This is a genomic window from Sphingobacterium bambusae, from assembly GCF_033955345.1.
Lineage (GTDB): Bacteria > Bacteroidota > Bacteroidia > Sphingobacteriales > Sphingobacteriaceae > Sphingobacterium > Sphingobacterium bambusae.
Genome location: NZ_CP138332.1, coordinates 4,827,679 through 4,845,235 on the forward strand (window position 1 = coordinate 4,827,679; position 17,557 = coordinate 4,845,235).

At 44.6% G+C, this 17,557-nt stretch carries 17 protein-coding genes; 5 read left to right on the top strand and 12 right to left on the bottom strand.

Annotated features, from left to right (window positions below; translation table 11 throughout):
* Positions 1 to 95: 95 nt before the first annotated feature.
* The gene (locus tag SCB77_RS19990; RefSeq protein ID WP_320183768.1) at positions 96 to 818 is read left to right on the top strand and encodes a carboxypeptidase-like regulatory domain-containing protein; all 723 of its coding nucleotides are present in this window, start codon (positions 96 to 98) and stop codon (positions 816 to 818) included.
* A 74-nt stretch (positions 819 to 892) separates the two neighbouring features.
* Here the strand turns inward: SCB77_RS19990 and SCB77_RS19995 are convergent, their stop codons facing one another.
* Positions 893 to 1,855, bottom strand: coding sequence for a helix-turn-helix domain-containing protein (locus tag SCB77_RS19995; RefSeq protein WP_320183769.1), 963 nt, complete (start codon positions 1,853 to 1,855; stop codon positions 893 to 895).
* 117 nt (positions 1,856 to 1,972) lie between these two features.
* Between SCB77_RS19995 and SCB77_RS20000 the strand changes: the two genes are divergently transcribed.
* A complete protein-coding gene (locus SCB77_RS20000) occupies positions 1,973 to 2,608 on the top strand; it encodes an LA_2272 family surface repeat-containing protein (RefSeq protein WP_320183770.1) in 636 nt (211 codons plus the stop codon).
* 4 nt (positions 2,609 to 2,612) lie between these two features.
* Positions 2,613 to 3,272: a hypothetical protein gene (locus tag SCB77_RS20005; protein ID WP_320183771.1), complete on the top strand. Its 660-nt coding sequence runs from the start codon at positions 2,613 to 2,615 to the stop codon at positions 3,270 to 3,272.
* A gap of 57 nt (positions 3,273 to 3,329) precedes the next feature.
* Here SCB77_RS20005 and SCB77_RS20010 read toward each other — a convergent pair whose 3' ends face one another.
* The 8 genes from SCB77_RS20010 to SCB77_RS20045 form a co-directional block, all read right to left on the bottom strand.
* Positions 3,330 to 4,865, bottom strand: a complete 1,536-nt coding sequence (locus SCB77_RS20010) for a hypothetical protein (RefSeq protein ID WP_320183772.1) — start codon at positions 4,863 to 4,865, stop codon at positions 3,330 to 3,332.
* Positions 4,866 to 5,547: 682 nt separating this feature from the next.
* A complete protein-coding gene (gene pstB, locus SCB77_RS20015) occupies positions 5,548 to 6,294 on the bottom strand; it encodes a phosphate ABC transporter ATP-binding protein PstB (RefSeq protein ID WP_320183773.1) in 747 nt (248 codons plus the stop codon).
* Positions 6,284 to 7,138, bottom strand: coding sequence for a phosphate ABC transporter permease PstA (pstA, locus tag SCB77_RS20020; protein WP_320183774.1), 855 nt, complete (start codon positions 7,136 to 7,138; stop codon positions 6,284 to 6,286). The genes pstB and pstA overlap by 11 nt, the downstream gene beginning before the upstream one ends.
* Positions 7,128 to 8,018 carry a phosphate ABC transporter permease subunit PstC gene (gene pstC, locus SCB77_RS20025; RefSeq protein ID WP_320183775.1) on the bottom strand — a complete coding sequence of 297 codons (891 nt, stop codon included), beginning with the start codon at positions 8,016 to 8,018 and terminating at the stop codon, positions 7,128 to 7,130. The genes pstA and pstC overlap by 11 nt, the downstream gene beginning before the upstream one ends.
* Positions 8,008 to 8,880: a PstS family phosphate ABC transporter substrate-binding protein gene (locus tag SCB77_RS20030; protein ID WP_320183776.1), complete on the bottom strand. Its 873-nt coding sequence runs from the start codon at positions 8,878 to 8,880 to the stop codon at positions 8,008 to 8,010. The genes pstC and SCB77_RS20030 overlap by 11 nt, the downstream gene beginning before the upstream one ends.
* Before the next feature lie 194 nt (positions 8,881 to 9,074).
* Entirely contained in the window at positions 9,075 to 10,790 is a 1,716-nt protein-coding gene (locus SCB77_RS20035; RefSeq protein ID WP_320183777.1) for a fibrobacter succinogenes major paralogous domain-containing protein, read from the bottom strand.
* Positions 10,791 to 10,835: 45 nt separating this feature from the next.
* Entirely contained in the window at positions 10,836 to 11,006 is a 171-nt protein-coding gene (locus tag SCB77_RS20040; protein ID WP_320183778.1) for a hypothetical protein, read from the bottom strand.
* A gap of 406 nt (positions 11,007 to 11,412) precedes the next feature.
* Positions 11,413 to 12,300 carry a 1-aminocyclopropane-1-carboxylate deaminase/D-cysteine desulfhydrase gene (locus SCB77_RS20045; RefSeq protein WP_320183779.1) on the bottom strand — a complete coding sequence of 296 codons (888 nt, stop codon included), beginning with the start codon at positions 12,298 to 12,300 and terminating at the stop codon, positions 11,413 to 11,415.
* 51 nt (positions 12,301 to 12,351) lie between these two features.
* On the opposite strand from SCB77_RS20045, the gene SCB77_RS20050 reads away from it, so the two are divergent.
* The gene (locus SCB77_RS20050; protein ID WP_320183780.1) at positions 12,352 to 13,392 is read left to right on the top strand and encodes an RluA family pseudouridine synthase; all 1,041 of its coding nucleotides are present in this window, start codon (positions 12,352 to 12,354) and stop codon (positions 13,390 to 13,392) included.
* Positions 13,393 to 13,409: 17 nt separating this feature from the next.
* A complete protein-coding gene (locus SCB77_RS20055) occupies positions 13,410 to 14,267 on the top strand; it encodes an aminotransferase class IV (protein ID WP_320183781.1) in 858 nt (285 codons plus the stop codon).
* Between the two features lie 141 nt (positions 14,268 to 14,408).
* Here the strand turns inward: SCB77_RS20055 and SCB77_RS20060 are convergent, their stop codons facing one another.
* The 3 genes from SCB77_RS20060 to SCB77_RS20070 all read right to left on the bottom strand — a co-directional run bounded on the left by SCB77_RS20060 (position 14,409) and on the right by SCB77_RS20070 (position 17,554).
* Positions 14,409 to 15,839 (bottom strand): amino acid permease, encoded by a 1,431-nt coding sequence (locus SCB77_RS20060; RefSeq protein WP_320183782.1) that lies wholly within the window; start codon positions 15,837 to 15,839, stop codon positions 14,409 to 14,411.
* Positions 15,840 to 15,884: 45 nt separating this feature from the next.
* Entirely contained in the window at positions 15,885 to 17,207 is a 1,323-nt protein-coding gene (locus SCB77_RS20065) for a type IX secretion system plug protein (protein ID WP_320183783.1), read from the bottom strand.
* Between the two features lie 185 nt (positions 17,208 to 17,392).
* Positions 17,393 to 17,554 carry a FeoB-associated Cys-rich membrane protein gene (locus SCB77_RS20070; RefSeq protein WP_320183784.1) on the bottom strand — a complete coding sequence of 54 codons (162 nt, stop codon included), beginning with the start codon at positions 17,552 to 17,554 and terminating at the stop codon, positions 17,393 to 17,395.
* Between the last annotated feature and the right edge of the window lie 3 nt (positions 17,555 to 17,557).

A 17,557-nucleotide genomic window follows, 5' to 3' on the forward strand; every position in this document is an offset into this window, starting at 1 on the left:
CGTATACAGCGGCAGGTGGAAGATGCGTTAAAGCTTGTTAAAAGTTTGTTGCATAGGTTTTTAAGTGCGTTTTTTGTAGGCATCAACTCCTAGCTATGAAAACTGTACTCGCTATCTCCGCCATATTGATTGGCTTTTATGCCTCAGGGCAACAATCAATCATCCTCGTTCGTGATAAATTCAGTAGTCGTGTTGTGGTGGGGGCAAAGGTGCGTGTGTACAACCAGGAGTTTTTAAGTGATAAAGGAGGGCGGGTTACTATCCATCAGCTGCGACCCGGCGATAGCATCGCTATCAGTGCAGCAGGCTATCACCCGACAGTGATGCCGATTATGCAGCGGGATACCACGCAGGAGATCTTGCTCGAACCTCTGCCCCATATGTTGGAAGAAGTGGTTATCGATCGCATGCGATCGGCTTCTCGAGATAGTAGTGGTTGGAGGCGCGTGATGGAACGCCGTTTCGCACGACAGAAATTAAATGAAAGGCGTCTTGGCATTTTTGTGCAACGTGGTGGATTTGATCCCTATTGGCCACGACATGTCGCATCCGGTAGTACTGCTGCACTGGCCACGGTAAACCTGAGTAAGCTAGTCGCTTTATTGCGTAGAAAGGAAAGCGATGCTGTAGCATCTGATGTTTGGACGGAGCAGGATAAATTATCGTTGGATCAGTGGTTTACAGCAGAAGTAGTTGCAAGTTTGACTGGTCTGAAAGGGGATGCTCTCCAATATTTCATGATTCGATATAGGCCAGAGAAGGCCGATCTACCTGAGCTCTCGGAATATCAGGTGCTTTTGCATATAAAAAGTAGCTAATACTATGTTTTTGGCTGAATCAACAGAAGCCGATCAATGAGGCCTGTTGGTGGAGCTAGGTTTATTCCCGACCGTTATAAGTAATTGAAATCTTGTGTTGATAATACCTGTTGTTTGTAAAATTCAATTTTTTGATAGGCCCTGTTGAAGAATATTTTTCGATCTCGGGTGCCGGCTGTGTTTAGCAATTTGGAATTTTTAAACTGATGATGGAAAAAATCCAAGGCATTGCGGCAGGTACGCTCGTCTTTTGTAATGAAGTATCCTAGCATTGTATAAGGCACAAACAGGGATCGCTGCTGCTGATCAGACACCAGTACATTATTGTTCAAAATTAAAAGCTCATGGTAATAGAGCTTATACTGCTCATTGTTAGGCATACATTGTTGCTCCAAACTAAACAGTAACTCTTTTATTTGTTCGCAAAGTTCAACGGCGTTTTCGCCCGTGAGTAAGCCGGCTTGGAAGAAATAAACGATTTGTTGCAAAGTACTGTTGATGGTGGTGTCGTTCCAAATCTCATGTTTGCTTACGTTTTCATAAAAGCCGTAAAGATTTTGGCTGCTTTCTACCAACGGGGCTTGTATTTGAAAAGAAGAAAAGGCTGGGGCATCTTCTTCGTTCGCCAATAAATTCAACCAAACAAAGGATTTAAATTTTGAGAGCAGCCCACTTTGAATGGTGTAAAATAGCGGAATATCTTTTGCCGAATAGTAGATCTGTGTGGATTCTTCTGCTGGATGTTCTCGTAAAGAGCGATAGGCGCTTTCGAAATAAACGGATAAACCTTGGAAATTTTTGATCTCTTCTGTTTTTTTTACCAACACCTGCTCCTGTCCCGCGAAGAGATTGTCCAAGGATATTCCATAATGCTTGGCTATGACCACGGCCTCATCCACGGAGAATTTACTTTTCATTGATATACGACGGTGTGCCGCGTCGTAACTTATATCTAGTACATTGGCCAACTCTGTGATTAGCGAAGTTGACGGTGCTTTCTTTTTATAAAGCGTAGCAATTAGTTTCTCTTGGAACATAGCATCTTTGCTTTGTGTTTTTGTGAATATCGCAAATTTTTAGCTTATTATTATTTATTTACACAATTTTTTTGTGAAAATCAGCAATAAATTTGATGTACATAAATCAATAGTACCATGAAAAAAATTGCAATAGGTGCTTTGCTGCTGCTGGTTACTCAGGTGCAGGCACAACGTACAAAAATTTTTAGTCTCTCGCCTATGAGTATGGAGACTGCTAATGTAAATGGGCTGGTTGTTGGAATAGGGCATTTGGACGACGCTTCGCTGATGCAAAAAGTAAATGGGGTAAACATCGATCTATTCGTCCTTTCACCCATGGTATTGCTCTATGCAGATCCTACACGCATAAAGGAGGAGCCCACAACCTTGGTCTCTCATGGCGTGAATCTTGGAATAGGTGGATTTTTACAGCGCGGTACAGTACACCGCGGCGTGAGCGTATCCATGTACAATTTCGGTAATGAACTGGATGGACTTAGTGTCCAAGTGGCTTATGCAAGCGCTAGCAGGCTACGAGGCCTGCATATTTCTGGAATCGGAAATTTTTCGGAGCGTTTTAATGGAGTTGCTGTGGGCACGTATAACAAAAGTGATTACACCAAGGGCATACAGTTGGGGCTGGTTAACAGATCTAGGCAGCTGAGTGGTCTACAAATAGGTTTGTTTAATGTTTCGGAAGCAGTGTCAGGCCTACAGATTGGCCTATGGAATGAAAATGCCCGTCGATCCTTTCCATTTATAAACTTTTAATGCGATGAAAAATATAGGATTTCTCATTATTGCACTGTGTGCAGCAGTGCACTTACGTGGTCAAGAGTTAAAGGACAGTACGATCGCGGCCGGCGTTTACTCGGCGCGCTTTGAGCGGGTTGTTGCAGAGGGCGGTGTAACTGTTCCTTTGGGATCGATGAGGCAGCATATGAATGTTGCTCCGAATATTGGCTTTTGGATCAGGCAAAAGCGTTCCGAACGATCGGTCGTCAACTACGGAACTTCGCTGAACTTTCCAGCGCAGCGTCGATTTAATTACAGTAGAAGTGAGGAGACGGCAATTACGCGATCTTTTTCGGGTTTCGTAGGTGCGCAGTTCGATAAAGTTTTTCCCCTTAGTTACCGGCGCTACGTGGATGTCGAGTGGGGTACAGCCGTGGGTTATGCTTTTTATTTTTATGACGATTTGCGAGCTAGAGACGCATATGCTGCTTTACCCAGAGACGTAAAGACCGATAAAGACAATCCTACGTTTATCAAACCCCTGAGCAGCGTCTTCATCGGACAGTCGCTGAAGCTGCGTATCAGGGATTTCGGAATGCAGGCGCGCTACAATTTTACGCCATATTCGGCTTTTAGTCGGGTCGTCGACAGCAGTTTTGGTATGCACAGCGTCTCGATAGGTCTATTTTATCGACAATAATATCGACTGAACATAATCTTGCTTTCCAAATTTTTTGGAGATGGATGTTGGTACCTACTAGATGTTATCTTGGACTGCTTCGTTCAGGAAAACCTCCTCGTTGTCTACTTTTCTGAAGCTCAATGCCGATCTCAATTTTGGCATTACGGGTTCGGTTTGATCAGGGAATAGCTCGTTTAACAGCGTATTGTTTCCCATCTCCGCTTGATGAAAAGCGAAAAGCTGTTTTGCACTTATGCTGGAATGAATGACGATATCTTCTGGGATAATGCCCGTATCGTCAACGCCATTTTCCATGGTATACAGCAATTCATCTAGGTCTCGCTTGAAAAAGTGCGATGGAAATTCGTTCGTCAGTAAGTTGAAGTACGAGGATTCTGCGGTTTTTAGACAATCTTTTAGGAAGTCTATACGCTTTAGCAAGGCGCTATCTTTATCTTTTAAGGGGTATTTGAGTAGTCCATAGGCATTGAAGTGTCGGCTACGCTGTTGTTCTTCGGTCAAGAATGGCATAATGTCGCGGTACATGTGAAAGTCTGCTGGATGTAAGGACGGATTTGCATGCTGCCAGCGCAGTATCAACCCGTGTTGTAAGGCGTAGATCGCTCGCAGGGCTTCCATACCCATGTCAAAGTGAACATAGACAAACTTTCGATAAAAACCATCATCCGCGATGTTGGGATGGGCAACGTTGTCTTGATACCAGATCATAGTTTTGTCTTCTCCATTGAGAATATAACCGCCATAGCTCCATCCTCTTAAATAGTTATGCAGCTCCTGTTCCAGCAGTAACATCTTTTCCGGCAACTTCGCTTTGGCAGCTTGTGCAAGTTCCCGATCCCTTACCTGTTTTTGAAATTGGCGTTGCAGCCCTTCTACATCGGTCTGCAGCTCCAAAAGAAAGCGTCCTTCGAACGCATAAGAAATATCTTCATCTTGCTTGAAATGCGTTAAAGTTGGATAGCTGAAGTAGCGATCCTGCTTTTTTGTCGCTTTAAATAGCGCGGGTATATCTATGGCTATTGCCATCCGGCGAATATCGAGCATGATTTTGTCTTCCAACCAAGCCGGCATGCTGTTCTCAAGCAAGGCATCTTCTAGCATATCTTCGACTAGTACTGCATACCAACGGGCGAAAAGCCACGTATCGTGGTCGAAACATAGCGATAGGATTTGATGTAGCAGTTGCTTGGTTGATAGGACTGATGGGGCATCTCCTAATCCCTTCTCGGCGCTGAGTGCATTCCACATTTCACTACCTGCATCGAAATACAGATGTTGGTCTGTGCTCTGGAAATAGACATCGCCCACCTCTTGCCCGTTTATCTTTACAGGAAGCCAATCGCTGTCTGATGCGAGCTGATCATTTAGCAAGTCTTGTTTGTTTAATAGCTCGTCGATGGGTATGCGGTAGGTAAAGTTATTCTTGATCAAAATGTCTATTTGTCTAAAATGCGTGAAACTGCAGTCGAATAGATTTTGAAATATGAACAGGTTGAAGAAGAAATTGCGTTTTTCCTCAATAGACTCTACGTTTTTGTCGATGAATACAATTGTTTCTTCAACTAAATCTTCGATCTTATGGTAGCTCATTGTGTCTCGGTGTTAGATTTTGTGTCTTTGTTTTTAAGGTGCATACATCGCGCCAAAGCATCATATCGGCTTGTTATCTTTGTTAGATTTCACTAATAGCCTTTATCCTGTTTTTGTAGGCGATATAGCAGTTAAAAAAGAAAATCCTGAAGCGGGGAACTTCAGGATTTTACCAAACCAATTATTAACCTAAATTATGAAATTATGAATTACCTTTAAAACGTTGTTTTATCAACTATGTTATTTTATCTTTTGTTTCTTAACACTTTTTAACATTTGAAGAGGGAATAATACAGTTTTTAAACTACGTTTGTGTATAAAAAAATCCTGAAGCGGGGAGCTTCAGGATTTTTACTAACTAACCAATTATTAACCTAAATTATGAATGATAACCTATGTTCAAATTTTATGCCGATATTCTTGTGTCAGCTTTTTTTTAAGAATTTTCAACGTTTTATACTGCTTTTTACCGTGAATTGTACGGATAGGCCTTTTTATTGCAGATGCTGATCTGACAGCTGTCAAATGGGCTGCTATTTGTGGCTGTCATGCTGGCAGTTTAGCTGTGCTTTTTTTCAATCTCCCTTTTTTATTGTCGACTTGTTCTTCATATGAATGATAACGATGCTAATTTGTCAGCAGTTAAATACGCTAGGAGAATAGTTGTTTCACAAAAGATGCGCTAACCAAACTGTCCATTGATATAATTGGATGTTAGTTCGTGCTGTGGCTGGTTAAATATTTGGCTTGTAGGCCCTTCTTCCTTGACTTCGCCGAGGTACATGAAAATAGTCTTGTCGGCGATACGTTGCGCCTGCTGCATGTTGTGCGTAACAATCACGATGGTGTAACGACCCTTAAGATCGCTGATTAGCTCCTCTATTTTAAGGGTGCTTACAGGATCGAGCGCCGAACAAGGTTCGTCCATCAAAATAACTTCTGGGCGTAGTGCGACCGTGCGGGCGATACATAAGCGTTGCTGTTGGCCACCAGACAAGCGCGTTGCGGGCATTTTTAAATCATTTTTGACTTCATCCCACAAGAAGGCTTCCCGTAGCGCTTTTTCAACGATATCCTTGCCGTGTGGCAAATTATTGATCTTTAATCCGTAAGTGATATTGTCGTAAATGCTTTTTGCAAAAGGGTTAGCTTTTTGAAACACCATACCAATGCGTTGCCGAATTTTGGTGGGTTGAATATCCTTTCCGTATATGTCGGTGCCATCTAGAAGGAGCCTGCCCGATATCTTGGCATCGGGGGAAAGATCATGCATGCGGTTTAAGCTTCGTAGTAGGGTGCTTTTTCCACATCCCGAAGGTCCAATCAATGCGGTTATCTCATGTTCGACGAAAGAAACATTGATATTTTTGAGCACTTCCTTTTGTCCAAAGTTTATCCGGAGGTTTTCAACCGATAATTTATTTTTCATTCTGTCTGTACTTGTAGCGGATGTAGAACGCTGTGAGGTTTAATAAAAAGACAACGATAACCAAGACGAGTGCTGTGCCGTAGGCAATTGGGCGTACCTCGTCAATGGATTGATGTTGGGTGGATAACATATAGAGGTGATAGGGGAGCGCCATAAATTCTTGATTTACGGAAAGGCTGGTTTGGTTAATGTAAAAGGCTGCTCCTGTAAACAGTATGGGCGCCGTTTCACCTGCAGCACGGGATAATGTCAAGACGACACCTGTCAAAATTCCCGACATGGACGAGGGAAGTACAATATCTTTGATGGTTTCAAACTTAGTAGCACCAACGGCCAAGGCTGCTTCGCGCATGCTGTTGGGAATGCGGAGCAAGGCTTCTTCTGTTGTGGTGATAATGTAAGGCAGGGAAAGCAGTCCCAAGGTTAATCCCGCAGCAAGTAATGAAGTGCCCAGTTGCAAGCCTTGCACAAAGAGGGCTAGGCCAAACAGACCGTAGATAATGGAGGGCACGCCCGATAGGTTCCGTATAGAAGCGCGAATCAGTCGTGTAAGCCAGTTGCTTTCAGCATACTCCTGCAGATAGACGGCGCAGCATACGCCAAAAGGGATGGAGAATAGGGCGGTCAGTAAGGTCAACATAACCGTTCCGACTATCGGGGTTAAAATTCCACCTTTGGTCATGCCTTCGGTAGGGAGAGAAGAAACAAAGTCCCAACTGATGACGGCGCTTCCTTTGGAGAAAATCTCGTAGAGGATCACGACCAAGAAAAAGCAAACGAGTAGGGTACTCAGTAACAAGGTTCCCCATTCTACGATATGCGTCAATTTATGTTTAAGCTGCATGGTATTTTCTAAAACGGTTTATAAAATATTCGCCCAGCATATTGGCGACGAGTGTCATGATGAACAAGACGGCAGCGATCGCATAGAGTGCGTAATAATGTGTTGTTTGGTAGGGCACTTCGCCCATTTCTATGGCTATAGTGGCCGTCATAGTTTTGACCGAAGCAAACATACCGTTCGGAAGTAGCGAAGCATTGCCTGTGGCCATTAAGACGGTCATGGTTTCGCCAATGGCGCGACCTACACCCAGCATCACAGCAGCTATTATGCCGGGAGCAGCGGCAGGAATAATTATTTTACGTAGTGTTTGCCATTTCGTGGCGCCAACACCATAGCTCGCTTCCTTATATGTTTTGGGTACAGCGTGGATGGCGTCTTCAGCAACGGTGATGATGGTGGGGAGTGCCATGATGGCCAGCAGTATGGCTCCATTGAGTGCGTTTAGTCCGTTCGCGAGATCGGCCATATTGGCGATTCCTGGGCCTACGACCACAATGCCGAGAAACCCGATTACTACCGATGGTATGGCTGCGAGCATCTCAATGGTTGGTTTCAGGATGTTTTTCAATCGTGGGCCGGCATATTCGGCGATGAAGGCGGCCGTGCCAATACCCAATGGTATAGCAATAGCCATGGCGCCTAGCGTCACCAAGGTGGTGCTTAACACCAAGGGGAGTATTCCGTATTTCGGGCTTGCTCCGGTGGGGTTCCATTCAAGGCCGGTGATAAAATCGGTAGGCCGAACATCCAAAAAGAATGCCGCCGAGTTGTACACCAACATCGCGAGAATAGCACCTAATAATACAAGAACCAGTAAACCGGTAACTTTAAAGATGTACTTAAACAGCAGGTCGATGGATAGTCGCGTTTTATATTTCATCGTTGTCGATAATGTAGTAACCGTGTTCTTCAATTAAAGATCTGCCCGCTGCGCTCTTTTCAAAGTCGATAAATGGTTTCACCTTGTCCCAAGACTTTTCGAGCACATATTGGTAAAGGGGGCGCTGGAAGTAATAGCGACGGGCATTGATTGCTTCGGGATCTATCGGAGATTGTGCAGGCTCTTGTTTATGCTGTTTAATTTTTAGAATTTTAACATGTTGCCCCGCAGATGGGTCATGTGCCACATAACCAGCTCCTACATAGCCAATGCCTGATCGATCAGCCTTTACGCCTTCAATAATCTGTGCGTTTCCGGTCATCTCCTTCGCGGCATTCGAAAACTCAATTTTTAGTTTTTTCTTGATGAATGAATGGGTACCCGAGCTGCTTTGGCGACCATAGATGTTAATAGGAAGCTGTACGTCTGCAATCTCCGACCAGTTTTTAATCTCGCCACTCAGGATCTTCCCCAGCGTTTCAATATCGATTTCCTCTAGCGGCAAGGCATCGTGCACAATGAATGCTGTAGCATCTTCGGCAAAGACAATGCTGCGCAAAGGGATGTTCTTTTGCTTAAACTGCGCTACTTCTTCTTGCGATAACGGACGCGAGGAGTTGGCGATGTCCGCTTGTCCGTTCAATAGAGAGGTGATGCCCAAGCCTGATCCTCCACCGGAGATGGCGATGCTGAAGTCGGGATCCATTATGGTGTACTTTTCCGCAAGGGTAACGGCGAGGTTAACCTCGGTATCCGAGCCCTTCATTTTGATAGCAGGGCTCTTCGGGGTGCAAGCCATTACGGTTAATAGTCCGATACTGTAAACGATCAAACGAGTGGAATGCGCATGCGTACGTTTCATTGTATAAAGATCAGTTTCTAAATTAACCAAATCATTACCAGTTTATTAAACTCTTGTTAAAACTTGTAGGGTTAACAAAGGTACACGGCACATATGTTGGTTGGGGCTGTATTTCACAAGAGCAGGCCTACGGTTTTGTTCCGGAGACCTGCTATATGTGCTGGTTATTTAGTAGCAGCGTAGAAAAGGGTAGGCTAGTTGTTGACTATACGTCTTACGCAACGGATGTTTCTGCCTTCCGATTTGTTGCTGTTCGGATAGGTTACATTTCCCCAGGAAAAGCCCCAGAAAAAGCGGGTGAAAGATGACCGCACGGCGGTAGCTGTATTTGTTCCTGTTGGTGTCCCTGTCCAATAATGGCACTCTCCGGTGGCAAAGAAGCCGATAAATATACCTACTGGACTTCCAACGACGGCATTGTTGGTTGTGCGATATCCCCCAAAGGAGAGAAACAGGTTGTTATCGTCATAGGATGGGTTTGCGGGATAGTCGCTATCTCTGTTCCAAACGTATGCATACTGTGCACCAAAAAACAGACCCAAAACCTCTTTTTTCTCATCAGGCTGTCCTATGGATTGCCATTCGGCACTGGTGGGCATTCTCCAGGTATTTTCTGGATAAATGCGTGTACATGGGTCAACATTGGCTACTGCGCCATTCGGTGTTTCGGACCCCCAATTCCAAAATTCGGTATCTCGTGTGGAAGGGCTAGACCCGCCCGGGTTGGATTTGAGTCGATATCGGTCTGTCTTGTTGCTGTCATATACAATATTACTGCGAGCCCACATAATTCCTTTTACCTTAACGGCTGATTCGAGAAGCCTCAAACTGAGCGCAAGACTACCGCCTATTTCCGGCGTATGCTCGTTTTGGTAGGTAATGGTGCCAATGTTGCTGAATACGCGATCCCTGCCGTCATCAATGCGTATGTCAATTCTGTTGGCCACGACCTTCAGTTGGTTTGCCGCTATGGGTTGTGTGTCAAGTGTATAGAAGTTGGCAAGTTTCACGGTATTGCTTGGCTCGTCGTTGGCAAGCTCCATGCTTGCTCCGTTCACACTTGCAGGGCTTGAGCTAATGTTGGAAAAGCTTTCCGTCAGGATGTTGAAGTCGCCCATACTAGTATAGGGAGCATTCTGTGGACCTTTAACTAGCGTAAGTTGTGTAGCATTGTTGATTGTGCCGAATGCTCCGCGCACATTTAGACGTACTTGGGTGCGCGCTGTTTTCCGTTTAAACTGTATGTTTAAGAAATTATCGCCGTCGACGGTACTGATGCTTCCGGATGCGTAAAGTACATCCTTATTAAACAAGGAGGCTCGCGTTACCATACCAGCGGTGTTTACTGTCGGTACGGAAGGTTGCGTTTCGTTCACGGATAAAGCATACCAGCGATAGGTTCGTGATCCGTCTACCCTGATGTTCGGATCGCTGCCTGATGCAATAACTTGGTTGACCACTTGGTTGTTGTTCTGATCGAACATAATGAGACGGTAATAGACGCCGTTGGTCATTCTACTCGTACTCATTTTAGTGCCTCCGACCGCAGCCATGCGTGCCCCGGCAGCGGAATCTACCGTTGTAGGTGCTGGAATTTTGAAGGGTTTACTTTCGGTAGCGCTTATCAACACGTCAAGGGTGCCGAGGGCGACCATTTTTTCCTTCGGAATGTCGCTCTTGTTAGTCTGGCTTCCGCGGTTCACCGCTGATCTGACCATGCTTTCCATGGGATTGTTCTGCCAGATTGCATCTTCTATACTAGTAAGTTCAATCTTTAGTGCCGCATTGCCCGGCTCGCCAGTAGGGACAATAGAATCATTTTTGCTGCATGAGGAAGCTAGGTGTAGCAAGAGTACAAATAGGGTAGCGGCTTGTATAAATCGCGTTAAACTGAAGTTTATATTGCTCATCTCTTTTGTGTTTAGTCTTGGTGGTCTAAAAGATTCTTGTGCTGTTTAGATGTCGATATCGCGAAAGTCAGAACCATTGCTTTCCCAGTTGTCCAACTCGGGCGTGAATGGCGCATCCGGATTGCCCGGTTTAATGACAGAGGAGCCTGTTACTATGCCAGATTCTAAAAATAAAATTTCCATGGTTATTATTGGTGCTATATATTTCTTTCTCATAATTTTTTTTGTTTGTTAAAACATATAATGATTGTGTCTACATTTTATGATGTACAGTTGTGTTGTTTGCGTTACAAAATTTGAGTTTTATTGTTTTTTTTAAGCAAGTAAATTTTGTTTTTTAGGAAAATATGTAGCTTTTTAACGACGTTGTGCTGCTTTTTATACTTTTTATTTTCTTTTACAGCTATTGTTTAAATCTATTTTTATTTTACTTAATTTAAGTGTGGTTTTATGGGATTGCGGTGTTGATGGATAGCGATCTATAGGTGGCAAAAGAGATAAAGAAAATAGAATAATTCCTTCATTTAGATCGCCAAGCGAATTTTTATAAGGTAGGTAGCTGCTGTAACGCAGAAGGACTTAAGCAATGGGAGATTGTGGATCTCTGCTGATGAGAAATTGTTTAAAATTTATCCAGCATGCCCAACAAGCCGGTAAGTCCGCCAGTGTGCACGAGCAGTAGGCGTTGACCCTCTGCTATTTCGTCTTTTTGCAGCAGATCGTGAAGTGCAAAAAACATTTTTCCGGTATAGGTTGGTTCGATGAGTATGCCCGTACCTTTTGTAAACTGTTGGACAAATGCGATGAGTTCAGGTTTCGTTTTGGCATATCCACCAAAGTGGTATTCGAGGTGCATATGGAAGCGTTCGTCCAGCGTTATGCCGAGGTCGGTAATGGCTTGTTTGATAAATTGGCCGCCCTTTAACACAGGTATGGTGTGGAGCTGGGTTGTTAAGTCGGCTTGCTGCAGGCCCATAAGTAATCCGGCAGCTGTTGCGCCCGTTCCGCAGGCGCAAAAGATATGATCGTAGGGATGCGTCAGTTCGCCTATTAACTCACTACATCCCTTTGCGGCGAGCACACTATAACCACCCTCATCAATAAAGTAGGCTTTAGCGTCCGTGCCAAAATGCTGCTCGAAAAGGTCTTTCTTGTCTTTGTAGCTTGTGCGGTCTACAAAAGTCAAGTGCATACCGAATAAGGAGCAGAGCTTCAACACAGGGTTGTCCACACGCTCACCGCGTACAAAACCGTGGGTCTGGAAGCCAAATTTTGCGCCGGCACAGGCGGTAGCCAGCAAATGATTAGACCAGGCGCCACCGAACGTCACCAAGTTTTCCTTACTGTTGTACTTCGCTTCGGCTAGTGGATATTTTAACTTTCGCCACTTATTGCCTGATATATAAGGATGAATAAGGTCATCACGCTTAACGAAGACACGTACCTTCTTCTCCGCGTAGAGCGGATGGAAAATTTCCTCTTCAGGACTATAGAAATCGAATGTTAACATAATACGTAGACAAAGTTAGTAGATTTTGAAGGATTTCGATATTTTTGCGTAATGGCAGAAGAATTAGATTTTCAGGATCAGGACGAGCAGGAACTTTTTGAGCATTTGCGTATAGAGGCTGACAAAGGACAGGCTCCCTTACGTTTGGATAAGTTCTTGATGAACAGGGTGGAGAATACCTCCAGAAATCGTATTCAGCATGCGATAGAGGCAGAGACGGTGTTTGTAAACGGTAAATTGGCGAAAGCGAGTTACAAGGTGAAGCCCTTGGATGTGATTACCTTAGTGTTGCCGGATCCACCGCGCGATACTGAAGTATATCCCGAAGATATTCCCTTAAACATTCTGTTTGAGGATGACGACGTCTTGTTGGTAAACAAAGAAGCGGGCATGGTCGTACATCCCGGCTACAACAATTATACAGGTACGTTGGTCAACGCATTGACCTTTCACCTTAACCAATTGCCGACAATGCCGGGCAACACAGGACGCCCGGGTTTAGTGCACCGCATAGATAAGGATACTTCGGGGCTACTGGTGATCGCCAAAAACGAATGGGCGATGACACATTTGGCAAAGCAGTTTTTTGATCACTCCATAAAACGGCAATATGTAGCTTTGGTATGGGGCGATTTATCGGAGGACGGAACCATCACTGGTTATATAGGTCGTAACTTGAAGGACCGCCGCGTGATGGATATGTACGATAGTGAGGAAAAGGGGAAATGGTCAGTAACACATTACCGTATTCTAGAGCGTTTGGGGTATGTCACGTTGATCGAATGTGAATTGGAAACAGGGCGGACGCACCAGATTCGTACGCATTTAAAGTCCATTGGCCACCCGTTGTTTTCCGATGAATTATACGGTGGAAGTAAAATTTTGAAGGGAACGGTTTTCAATAAATACAAGCAGTTCGTCCATAATTGTTTTGAGCTTTTGCCTCGGCAGGCTCTGCACGCTCGCTCTTTGGGCTTTGTACACCCGCGTACTAAACAATTTGTAGAATTCGAGGTGCCGTTGCCGGAAGATTTCCAGCAGGCGCTGGATAAATGGCGTTCGTATTCCAATACGATGGATGCACAGGATTAACAGCTAGCGAGAAACGTATGTCATTACAATATATCAATTTTGACGGGCAAATTATTGCCGAGAACCAGCATATAGCCAGTATCGATAGCCGTGCTTTGCGCTATGGTGACGGTTTATTTGAAACGATGTTGTGGAAAGATGGGGATATCCGCTTTTTGAAACAGCATATCGAGCGACTACAACGTGGGATGCAAACCCTGCAGCTGGAAGAGTTTACCAAATTCGACGAGTTTTTCATTCGTTCCAAGACGGAGGAGCTTGTTCGGAAGAACAATATGATTGGACAGCAGGCAAGGGTTCGACTCATTGTTTACCGTGCCGGCGGGGGCTTGTATGCACCTGAAAGCAACAAGCCTGTCTATTGCCTGCAGGTGTCGCGTATTGCGACTTCTCTACGAGATAAAAAACTGGGCCTTATCGTGGATCTATATACCGAGTTTAAGAAACCATATAGTGATCTGTCGCATTTGAAATCAAATAATGCGCTTATCTACGTGATGGCAGGCATCTATAAGAAACGATTTGCCTACGATGAGGTGTTTATCTTAAACCAAGAGGGGTATCTGTGCGAAGCGCTGACGTCTAATATCTTTGTATACTACGAGAAGGTGCTATACACACCGGCGATTACCGAAGGTTGCGTGGCTGGTGTGATGCGCAAGGTGGTAATGGATATGGCTGCAGCAGAGGATATTCAGGTTGTAGAGGCGCAAATTAGTCCGGAAATCATGAAGCAGGCCGACGAAATATTCTGTACCAATGCCGTGCAAGGTGTGCAATGGGTGATGGGCTATAAGCAGAAGCGCTACTTCAATAAAATATCGAGGATATTGCAGGATAAGCTACAGCAGTGGTCCTATGAAGAAGAAAGCTAAGGCTTAGGAACGATTTAGGAGATGATTATACAAAATAGGCTGTCTAAAATGTTTATGTTTTAGACAGCCTATTTTCTTTTTTGAGTCGTTTTTTTCTGCGCATTGCTGGCATGTTCAGCAAGACAGATAAAAAAAAAGGGGTTATTCGGATCGTTTACGATTTCGCTGTACAAGTAGGTAACTGATGTAAAGCAGGATCAACCAAATCGGGATAAGCTCGACGGAGATCTTTAATCCAGTGAACCACATCATCAGCAGTACCCCCAATAGAAACAGCAGGCTGATATAGTTACTCAGTGGATAGAAAACAGTCGGGAAACGTGATTTTTCCTTTTTGGCTCGCAGATTTCTTTTGAAAAAGATGTGCGTGAGGGATATCATAATCCAGTTGATCACCAAAGAGGATACCACCAAGCTCATCAATACCTCCAAGGCCTTCTCTGGCATAATCTTGTTGATTACGATACATACAGCCACCAATCCCGCAGAAACCAAAATCGCGTTAATAGGCGAGTGGTTACTGTTCAGTTTCGTGAGAAACTTGGGCGCATTGCGCTGCTCGGCTAACCCGAATAGCATGCGTGAATTGCTGTACACACAGCTGTTGTAGACCGACAGTGCTGCGGTAAGTACAATCAGGTTTAGCACATTGGCAATGATATTGGTGAAATAATAAGTAGCACCAAAAAGCTCGAACTGCAGTCCTTTCAGGCTGGCGAAAACCTCCACGAAGGGACTAGTCTCGGAGGTAATATTTCGCCAAGGCATCAGCGAAAACAAAATCACCAACGAGCCGATGTAGAAGATCAAAATTCGCCAAAGAACCTGATTGGTTGCTTTTGGTATGTTTTTTTCTGGATTTTCGGCCTCCGCAGCGGTGATGCCAACGAGCTCTAGGCCACCAAAGGAAAACATAATCATGACGAGCGCTGCCAAGAGACCTTGGTAGGAACCATTTTCTGCGGTGGATAGCCATCCTTTTGGAAAGAAGCCGCCGTCGTTTGTCAAGTTCTGTATCGTCGCATTTTCGCCTCCGTTGCCGCTTATCAAGAGGTAAGAGCCAAAGATGATCATGGCAATGATGGCCACCACCTTGATGATGGAGAACCAAAATTCGGTTTCGCCATATACTTTGACCGAGGCTAGGTTGAGCGCATTGATCACAAAAAAGAAAAACAGGCTGGAGACCCATAGGGGAATCTCGGGCCACCAAAATTGCACATAATGTCCAATAGCGGTTAGCTCGGCCATACTGACCAATAGGTACAATACCCAGTAGTTCCATCCAGAGGCATAGCCGGCAAAAGAACCCCAATACTTGTTGGCAAAGTAACTGAAGCTGCCCGATACGGGCTCTTGTACCACCATTTCGCCCAGTTGACGCATAATGAAAAATGCAATTAGCCCAGCGATCGCATACCCCAAGATGGCTGACGGACCAGAGAGCACAGCTGCCTGCCCAATACCTAAAAATAGCCCCGTACCTATTGCTCCGCCAAGAGCAATGAGCTGTATGTGCCTATTGCTTAGCCCGCGTTTTAGTTTTTTGTTTTCTGTAGCGTTTGTTTCCAAGATATGTGTAGTCGTTTTGATGTAAAATGCTGTAGCGTTGTAGTGCTATCGATTTCTGTTGTTTATGCCAAGTTCGCTGTAACCGACGAGTTCGTCCCAATAGGTGCCTAAACGTCGATTATAGATTAATATTTGGTAATCATTTCCCGTTTCAAAATGATTTCCGGAGAAGGCGTCGGTAACGGTTTTTTTTTCGGGCTCTTCCAATACATAGGTATAGTCATATAGCCCTTGTTTTAGTTTTAGTGCTGCCGTCCACCGATCCTTTTCTTGATCATAATGTAGCTTGTTTTCCGCGTTACGCGCATAGTTGTTGAATCCGCCCACAATATAGATATTTCCGTTGACCGTTTTGGCTGTTTTTAGCGAAAAATGAACGGTCGCATAATCTCCGTCAATATCTTCATCTGAAAAATCTCTATTTCTGAAATAAAAACGTCCGTTTTCATCGAAAGTGGAGGCGTAGCTGCTTCCAAATTGGTCCTCATCGGTGTTAAGCTCCACGGTGATAGAAGAATCGAGTGAATTTAGCGTTCGAATGCGTTCAGATGCGATGCGTAAGCTGCGTAGATCTACAAAACGAAACTCATCGCGCCCATCAAAATCCAACGTTGCACTGTTGTTATATGTGAAGACATTCGTGCTGGAAAAATTTGGTTTCTGTATCTTCAGGAAGTGGTCAGGACGCTGGTTCTGCAACACATAAACCGCTAAATCTCGTTCTGGGTTGGGGATGGTGAGGGCGGTACGCAGCTCGATATCGAGCTTTTGGTTGTGCGGGCGGTTGGCGACGTTCAGCGAAGGCTTGATCTGCGCAGCTATGCTTACCAAGTCATGCAATACATAGAATCTACGTGTCAATATAAGGCGTTCCTTATCGCTATCTTCATATACTTTAAGAATATAGTTACCGGCTAGCTTTGGTTTGAGGTTTGCTGATGGAAAGGTCAAGCTGTAGCGTGTATAGGCTTGGGATGTTCCTTTGGAAGAGGTGAACTCCTCCAGTCTATCCTCGTTGAATCCGTCTACGTAGTCGAGGATTGTCGCGCGGCTAGGCGTCCAGTCTTGGTTGCAGTGTTCTATCCCGTAGTAGTAGTTACGCACGTCGCCGCGGAGGTCGTCAAAGGTGAGTATCAATGTGCTATTACTGCCCAACGTATATACTGGGAGCTGGTTTTCCTTGCCCACTGGATACAGCTGCACACTTCGTATAGCCGTTAGATACGCATGGTTGTCATATAGCATCTCCTGCTTTGGTGAACGCTCGAAGCTGCTTCTTTCTTTTTTCTTCTTTTGGGCGAAAGACAGCAAGGCGATGTTCGAGAGAATAAGCAAAGACAATAATCGGATAGTCAGGGCCGTGTTCATTTCGTAAAAATAAGAAAACGGAGACATTAACAAGGTCGGGGCTAGAATTTATTTATAAAAAAGGCCTAAAAGTATGGCGATCCTTTTTGTTGTATTCATCGGATACAATAAAAAGGATAGCATAGAAAGATTAGCGTTACTGCTATTGGAGAAGGGGGAGCGAATAGTGTTGCCCTAGGGCAGTTCTACAGATTACTTTTCTCCACGTTTGTATCGGTCATCGCGCAGCCGCAGCCTTTGGCGCAACCACCCGATTTCTTTTTCGATGGTATAAATTTTTTGAACAGGTAGGCCATTGCAACGACGAATACCAGTCCAATAACAATATACTGTATAGTCAAATTCATCTT